At 48.2% G+C, this 7,696-nt stretch carries 6 protein-coding genes; all 6 read right to left on the bottom strand.

Features of this window, described 5'->3' with window-relative positions; genetic code table 11:
* Positions 1–151: 151 nt before the first annotated feature.
* The 6 genes from ACO0K1_RS02595 to leuS all read right to left on the bottom strand — a co-directional run bounded on the left by ACO0K1_RS02595 (position 152) and on the right by leuS (position 7,638).
* On the bottom strand, positions 152–1,363 hold the full coding sequence (locus tag ACO0K1_RS02595; RefSeq protein WP_423022379.1) for a THUMP domain-containing class I SAM-dependent RNA methyltransferase: 1,212 nt from the start codon (positions 1,361–1,363) through the stop codon (positions 152–154).
* A gap of 206 nt (positions 1,364–1,569) precedes the next feature.
* Complete coding sequence (locus tag ACO0K1_RS02590) at positions 1,570–1,992, bottom strand: CopD family protein (protein ID WP_423022377.1); 423 nt, start codon at positions 1,990–1,992, stop codon at positions 1,570–1,572.
* A gap of 15 nt (positions 1,993–2,007) precedes the next feature.
* Entirely contained in the window at positions 2,008–3,273 is a 1,266-nt protein-coding gene (locus ACO0K1_RS02585) for a glutamate-5-semialdehyde dehydrogenase (protein ID WP_423022375.1), read from the bottom strand.
* 184 nt (positions 3,274–3,457) lie between these two features.
* A complete protein-coding gene (holA, locus tag ACO0K1_RS02580; protein WP_423022373.1) occupies positions 3,458–4,477 on the bottom strand; it encodes a DNA polymerase III subunit delta in 1,020 nt (339 codons plus the stop codon).
* A gap of 1 nt (position 4,478) precedes the next feature.
* Positions 4,479–4,988 (bottom strand): LPS assembly lipoprotein LptE, encoded by a 510-nt coding sequence (lptE, locus tag ACO0K1_RS02575; protein WP_423022371.1) that lies wholly within the window; start codon positions 4,986–4,988, stop codon positions 4,479–4,481.
* A 22-nt stretch (positions 4,989–5,010) separates the two neighbouring features.
* Positions 5,011–7,638, bottom strand: a complete 2,628-nt coding sequence (leuS, locus tag ACO0K1_RS02570; protein WP_423022369.1) for a leucine--tRNA ligase — start codon at positions 7,636–7,638, stop codon at positions 5,011–5,013.
* Between the last annotated feature and the right edge of the window lie 58 nt (positions 7,639–7,696).

Here is a 7,696-nt window from a genome sequence, read left to right as displayed (position 1 = left end):
GTCTTGGGTAAGATGTGTGTATGTCATTTCGGGCAACTTTGACTTGGAGGTCTGGAAGGCCGGATGCTACTGCATCTTCCCACCTTTAACCATTTATCTTCAGTTGCACTTCATAGTTGAACTCGCGATTCATTAAAATTTGATTATTTCTCTAATTTACCTCTTTAGGCTTCGCTTCTTCGCGGCGATTAAATCCTGCCACCATGTCAAAGCGGAACAAACGGCATTCCAAAGCACCGTTAAAAAATGGCGTCTTGCGCGATTCTTTTAAGCGCAGCATTTTTGGCACAGTTAAATCGGCCGTGAACAAGAATACACTCCAACCTGCAAAACGTTGCTTCAAAGTTGTACTAAATGCCGTAAAAAATTCTTTTGCCAGTTCATCTGTTTCAAGTGTACTGTCACCACGTACTCCGATCCGTTCACCGTAGGGTGGGTTGGTCAGCAATACGCCTGGCTGCGTCGTCGGTGCTTTAATTTCTTGCGCTTCAATTTGCTTCAGAGGCACTTCAAAGCGAATTCCTGCTTTATTCAAGTTATTACGCGTCATGACCACCATATCACCGGAGATATCACTGCCAAAAATACTTGGTTCTGCAGGCAGAGGATGAGGTTTGGCGCTCGCTTTGATTGCTTGCCATTCTGCCTCATCAAATTGATGAAACTTCTCAAATGCAAATTCACGCTTCAAGCCCGGCGGGATGCCCGCCACAATTTGTGCTGCTTCGATCAAAATTGTGCCCGAACCACACATAGGATCAAACAAGGGTACGCCGGGTTTCCAACCAGCCGTACGCAACAAGCCTGCCGCCAGATTTTCACGTAAAGGTGCGTCACCGGTTTCCATACGCCAGCCACGTTTAAACAAAGCTTCGCCGGACGTATCGAGATAAATTGTAAAGTTACGTGCATCCATAAAACCAACGATGCGCATATCAGGTGTTTTGGTATTGACGGAAGGACGTTGGGTGAACTGATCGCGGAAGCGATCGCAGATCGCATCTTTAATTTTGAGCGTTGTAAATTCCAGACTCTTGAGTGGTGACTTAACAGCGGTCACATCAACGCGAATTGTATGGTGATAGCCGAACCAGTCTTCCCATGGTTGCTCCAACACCAGATCGTAAATATCGTTCTCATTCACATAGCTCGATTGCGCCATGCGCATCAAGACACGTGAGGCAATGCGTGAATGCAAATTGATACGCCAGCTATCTTGCAGACTACCAGAGCAATGGACGCCACCTGGCACCTGATTGTGCACCGCCATGGTTTTACCAAGCGCAGCAATTTCAGTGAGCTCTTCAGCGAGCGCGATTTCCATACCACGTGGGCATGGGCAAAAATAGGAATGTTTTGTCATGGGGAACCTTTTATCCGTTAAAAATCAAAAAACCTTCGCAACGACCAGACGGGTCGTTGCGAGAAATACATTACATCAAATTCTTTACTTCGTTTCTGTAAAGAACAAAGCAATAAGCAATAAGCAATAAGCAATAAGCAATCAGCAATCAGCAATCAGCAATAGCAGGCAGCTTACACCCGCCCTACACAAGCAAATATACCAACTTAAAATGGTTGGACAACGACCATGATTAACACGATCAGCAACAAAATCACAGGGACTTCATTAAACCAGCGGAACCAGACATGGCTACGTTGATTCACGCCTCTTTCAAATTTTTTGAGCAAACTACCACAAGCATGGTGATATCCGAGCAACAGCAATACGCACGTCAATTTAACGTGCATCCAAGCATTGCCCGGACCTTTGCCGATACCAATGACCAGCCACAAATATAAACCTAAGGCCAACGCTGGCACTGCCAGGATCGTCATAAAACGGTACAGCTTACGGGCCATTAATAATAAACGCTCCGTGGTCGCTGAATCATTCTCCATCGCCAAATTCACCAAAATGCGTGGCAGATAAAACAGACCCGCAAACCAGGAAATTACAAACAAAATATGAAACGCTTTAATCCAGAGCATTGTTTTCTTTCAAATTTATTGACGGATTTCGCCATGACCAAAAACCACATACTTTAACGACGTTAAGCCCTCTAAACCAACCGGGCCACGCGCATGCAGTTTGTCATTGGATATACCAATTTCCGCACCGAGACCGTATTCAAAACCATCCGCAAAACGGGTCGAGGCATTCACCATGACCGAGGCTGAATCCACCTCTCTTAAAAACCGCATAGCGCGAGTATAGTCCTCGGTAATAATCGATTCTGTGTGCTTCGATGAATAATTGTTGATATGCGTGATTGCCTCATCCATATCAGCGACGACTTTGACGGCCAATATCGGCGCCAGGTATTCGGTGCTCCAATCAGCGGATGTTGCGTGCGCTAAATGTGGATAGTTTGGCAGAATCGCAGCAGCCGCCTCGTCACACCGCAGTTCTACCTGTTTGCTGGCATACAGGTCGCTTAAAGCAGGTAAAACCTGGGCTGCAATGCCTTGCGCAACGAGCAAGGTTTCCATCGTGTTGCAAGTGCCGTAGCGGTGGCATTTTGCATTGAAAGCGACATCAATTGCTTTTTGAAGGTCTGCTTTATCGTCGATATACACATGGCAAATCCCGTCCAGATGTTTAATCATCGGTACGGTAGCTTCACGGATCAAACGTTCGATCAAACCTTTGCCACCACGAGGCACGATCACATCGATATATTGCGGCATGGTAATCAGTTCGCCAACGGCAGCACGATCGGTGGTTTCAACGATTTGCACCGCATCTGGTGGCAAGCCGGCACCTGCCAGACCTTCTTTAACAATTTTTGCGAGTGCTTGATTGCAATGAATTGCTTCCGAACCACCACGCAATATGGTCGCATTACCGCTCTTAATGCATAAACCCGCAGCGTCAACGGTGACGTTGGGACGAGCTTCATAAATTATTCCGATGACGCCCAGTGGAACACGCATTTGCCCCACCTGAATCCCAGTCGGGCGATATTTCATATTCGATATTTCACCAATTGGGTCGGCCAGACTGATGATTTGCTCCAGCCCCTCTGCCATGGTGGCTATCGCTTTATCGGACAATGTCAATCGATCGAGCATCGCAGGGTCCATACCTGCCGCACGGGCAGCTACCAGATCGAGCTCATTGGCGGCACGCAATGCGGCAGCATCGCGCCGGATAGCGTCAGCAATCAAACGTAGTGCCGTATTTTTGGCGGCGGTATCGGCTCTGGCCATAGCGCGCGAGGCGGCGCGGGCACGCAAACCGAGGTCATTCATGTAGTGCTTAATATCCATGATGTCGTTTTAGTGTTTTCGGGGAATATACTCCCCCTATGTATTTTTAAACATCCATTATTTATAAGGACGTATGATATATATTTTTCAGATACTCCCCTATTTTTAAGGAAAGCCTAACAAATATTATGCGGTATTATCTGCATCTTCTGAATGCGCGCAAAACCTTGACGTAGTTCAGTAACTAAGAGGTGCGAGCAACGCGTAACCCTAGTTGCAATATGGCATCCCAGGCATCGCCTGCAAATGCTTTGGCGCGTAAGCCTTTGACCATTTTATCGACTTGCGATGCTTCTTGCAGTGCGGTTTGCAACGTCGGCAAACTGACTCTGCGCAATGCTGGCTCCATGAGTTTTTCTCTAGGTCCCCAGATGCGATATTCTTTGAGCAAAGCTGACAAAGGGCGCCCCTGGCTCATGCCAGATTTCAATTTCAATAGCGTGCGAATTTCTTCCGCCATCGCCCATAAGACCAAGGGCAATGCCTCACCCTCGCCTTTCAAGCCATTCAACATGCGGGACAAGCGAGCCACATCGCCGCTCAGCATCGCTTCGTTGAGTTTAAAGACATCATAGCGGGCAACATTCAATACGGCATCGTGAATTTGCTCAAAACTCAGTGTGCCCGCCGGATGTAACAAGGCCAGCTTTTGAATTTCCTGGTGCGCGGCCAATAAATTACCTTCAACACGGTCCGCGATAAAATCCAGACTTTGACGGTCCGCACTTTGCTGCTGCATCGCCAATCGCTGATTAATCCAATTGGGTAATTGATTTCGCTCGACCAATGGAATATCAATGTACACTGCAGCCTGCTGCAAGCTGGTGACCCACGCAGCCTTTTGCGTTGCCCAATCTAACTTAGGCAAAGTAATCAGAGTTAAATTATCTGGCGATAAATTACTGACATAATCTTGCAGCGCCTGTCCACCATCTTTGCCCGGCTTGCCGGTCGGGATGCGCAGATCAATTAATTTTTTATCGCCAAACAAAGACTGCGACTGATTAGCGGCGAGCAACGCGCCCCACTTAAAACTGCGCTCTACACTTAAAATTTCACGCTCAAAAAAACCTTGCGCCTTGGCGGTGCTACGAATTTTATCGGCAGCTTCCAGCGCCAACAAATGCTCATCACTGGTGATCACATACAGTGGCGCCAGTGTTTTCGCCAGATGGCCATCGAGGGCATCGAAGCGTAATTGCATATCAATCGTCCATTTTCACGAGAGAAAGCCGACGCATCACTTGCTGAACCAAATCTTTTTGCATATCGCGGTACAAGGTCGCCTCTTCCGATTCTTTTGCCAAAACCACGGCTTCGTTATAAGACAAGTTCCGTTTCAACTGCATTTTAACGGGTTCCAGAAATTCCTTGCCCCGGGCATCCCGCAAACGAAAGCTGAAGTTGTAGATCAGGGTATATTCGCGTACCCGACCTTGGCTATTCAACGACAAAATTTGCTTTTCCTTAGACTCTTGCAACACATCCATGATCACCTGCGCGCCCTCGGCGCTGGTTAACACGTCAGTATGTCCATTGGCATTCAATTGCCGACGTAGCTCACCGCCAAGTGGTGAGGTTTCCGGTATCGCGACATAAATAGAATGAAACGGAAAATCGACGGGGCCACGCATTTTAAATCCGCATGCCGACAAACTCATGAACATGGCAACGATCAGCAGCCAGGTCAGTTGACGGTGAAAAAATAAGCGCATGCGGACTTCTCCTGACTAACGGTTAAACAACAATATTGACCAACTTACCAGGCACAACGATCACTTTCTTTGGCGACCCTTCAAGGAAACGTTGCACGCTTTCACTCGCCAATGCGGTCGCTTCGAAGGTTGCTTTATCCGCGTCTTTGGCGACCTTGATACTGCCACGCAATTTACCATTCACTTGGATCATTAATTCGATTTCGTCTTGCACCAACGCAGCTTCGTCAACCACAGGCCATGGTGCATCAATCAATTCGCCAAGTTCAGACGCAAAGCCTAACTCTTGCCATAAGGCGTGCGTAATATGCGGGCAAACTGGATACAAACCACGCAACAAGACGCTGAACGCTTCACGTATCGCTGCCGCATGACCTTCAGCTTCCGACTTAAACGACTCAATAGTATTGAGTAATTTCATCGCACCAGAAACGACCGTGTTGTATTGCAAACGGTCGTAATCACCATCGATTTGCTTCAAGGTCAGATGCACTTCACGACGCAAGGCTTTAACGTCTGCAGCATAACTTGCCGGCGCTGTCGTTCCCGCGGCAACAGTCCCTGATAAACGCAGGGCATTTGCCCACAAACGACGCAAATAGCGCGATGCGCCTTCGACACCACTATTGCTCCATGCCGCGCTTTGATCCGGTGGGCCTGCAAACATGGTGAATAATCGCGCCGTATCAGCACCGAATTGGGTAATGATATCTTTTGGTTCAACGACGTTATTTTTGGACTTCGACATTTTTTCAATGCCGCCCATTTGTACAGGCTGACCGTCGCTTTTCAAGATCGCAGAAATCGGGCGACCTTTGTCATCGTGCTGAACTTCGATTTCATTCGGATAAAACCAGGTTTTTTTGCCGTTTGCTTCTTCACGGAAATACGATTCATTGAGCAACATTCCTTGCGTGAACAAGTTTTTGAATGGCTCATCAATCTTCACCAGACCCAGATCGCGCATCGCTTTGGTCCAGAAACGCGCATACAACAAGTGCAACACCGCGTGTTCTACACCACCGATGTACTGGTCCATCGCCATCCAGTAATCATTGCGCTCATCGACCATTGTCTTGGCATCCGGGCAGGTATAACGCATGAAGTACCAGCTCGAATCCACGAAGGTATCCATCGTATCGGTTTCACGGTGCGCTGGTTTGCCGCATTTTGGACAAGGCACGTTCAAAAATTCGGCGTGGGTTTTCAATGGATTGCCGGAACCGTCAGGAATACATTCGGTTGGCAAGACCACTGGCAAATCTTCATAAGGCACAGGTACATCACCGCAGCATTCGCAGTGGATGATAGGAATTGGCGTGCCCCAGTAACGTTGGCGTGAAATACCCCAGTCACGTAAACGCCAGGTGGTTTTCTTTTCGCCTAATTCTTTAGCAACTAAATCCGCAGCAACTGCATCGACGGCGGCTTTAAAGTTCAGACCGTCATATTTGCCGGAATTGATCATGACGCCGCGTTGTTTATCCCCGTAGGAGTCTACCCATGTGTCGGTCGTAAAAGTTTCACCTTCTACTGCAACAACTCGCTTGATCTTGATACTGTATTTTTTTGCAAACGCAAAGTCACGCTCATCGTGTGCCGGAACGCCCATCACAGCGCCATCGCCGTAGGTCATTAGCACATAGTTACCAACCCAGACTTCAACTTGTTCGCCAGTCAAAGGATGCGTCACAAACAAACCGGTAGGCAGACCTTCTTTTTCTTTGGTTGCCATTTCGGCTTCCGTCGTACCGCCTGCTTTACATTCTTCAATGAAAGCGGCGAGTTGCGGATTGTTTTTTGCAGCCAAAGTCGCCAACGGATGCTCTGCCGCCACCGCGCAGAATGTCACACCCATAATCGTATCTGGACGCGTCGTGAAGACAAACATTTTACCGTCTTGCACCAATGCGCCAGATTCGTCAGTGATCTGATGCGTGAACGCAAAGCGTACGCCTTCGCTCTTACCGATCCAGTTGCGCTGCATAGTGCGGACTTGTTCTGGCCACCCATCGAGCGTTTCTATGCTATCCAATAATTCGTCGGCATATTGGGTTATGCCGAAGTAGTAACCTGGAATTTCGCGCTTTTCAACCAAAGCGCCCGAGCGCCAACCACGGCCATCAATGACTTGTTCATTCGCGAGCACAGTTTGGTCAATCGGGTCCCAATTGACGACCTGCGTTTTTTTGTAAGCGATACCTTTTTCCAGCATCTTCAAAAACAACCATTGATTCCAACGGTAGTAATCTGGATCACAAGTCGCCACTTCGCGGGACCAGTCAAATGCCAGACCCAGCGGTTGCATTTGTGACTTCATGTCTTCAATGTTCGCATACGTCCATGCGGCTGGCGATTTTTTATACGCAATCGCGGCATTTTCCGCCGGCAGACCGAAAGCATCCCACCCCATAGGCATCAGGACGTTATAGCCCTTCATACGTAGCTGGCGTGCCAACATATCGTTGATGGTGTAATTACGGACGTGACCCATGTGCAATTTACCGGAAGGGTAAGGTAGCATGGAGCAGGCGTAATACTTGCCTTTCGGGAAACGAGGGTCGTTTTCCGTTGCCGTATAGGCATCAATTTTTTCCCAATGGGATTGCGCCGCTTGTTCGACGTCGGAGGGAGTATATTTTTCTTGCATGGCGTGACCGGAGATAGGTGCGAAAATGACTCAGAACCTTAGATTATAACTGGTTAAG

This window comes from Undibacterium sp. SXout20W, from assembly GCF_049340285.1.
Classification (GTDB): Bacteria; Pseudomonadota; Gammaproteobacteria; order Burkholderiales; family Burkholderiaceae_D; genus Undibacterium.
This window is presented reverse-complemented; position numbering and strand designations above follow the sequence as displayed.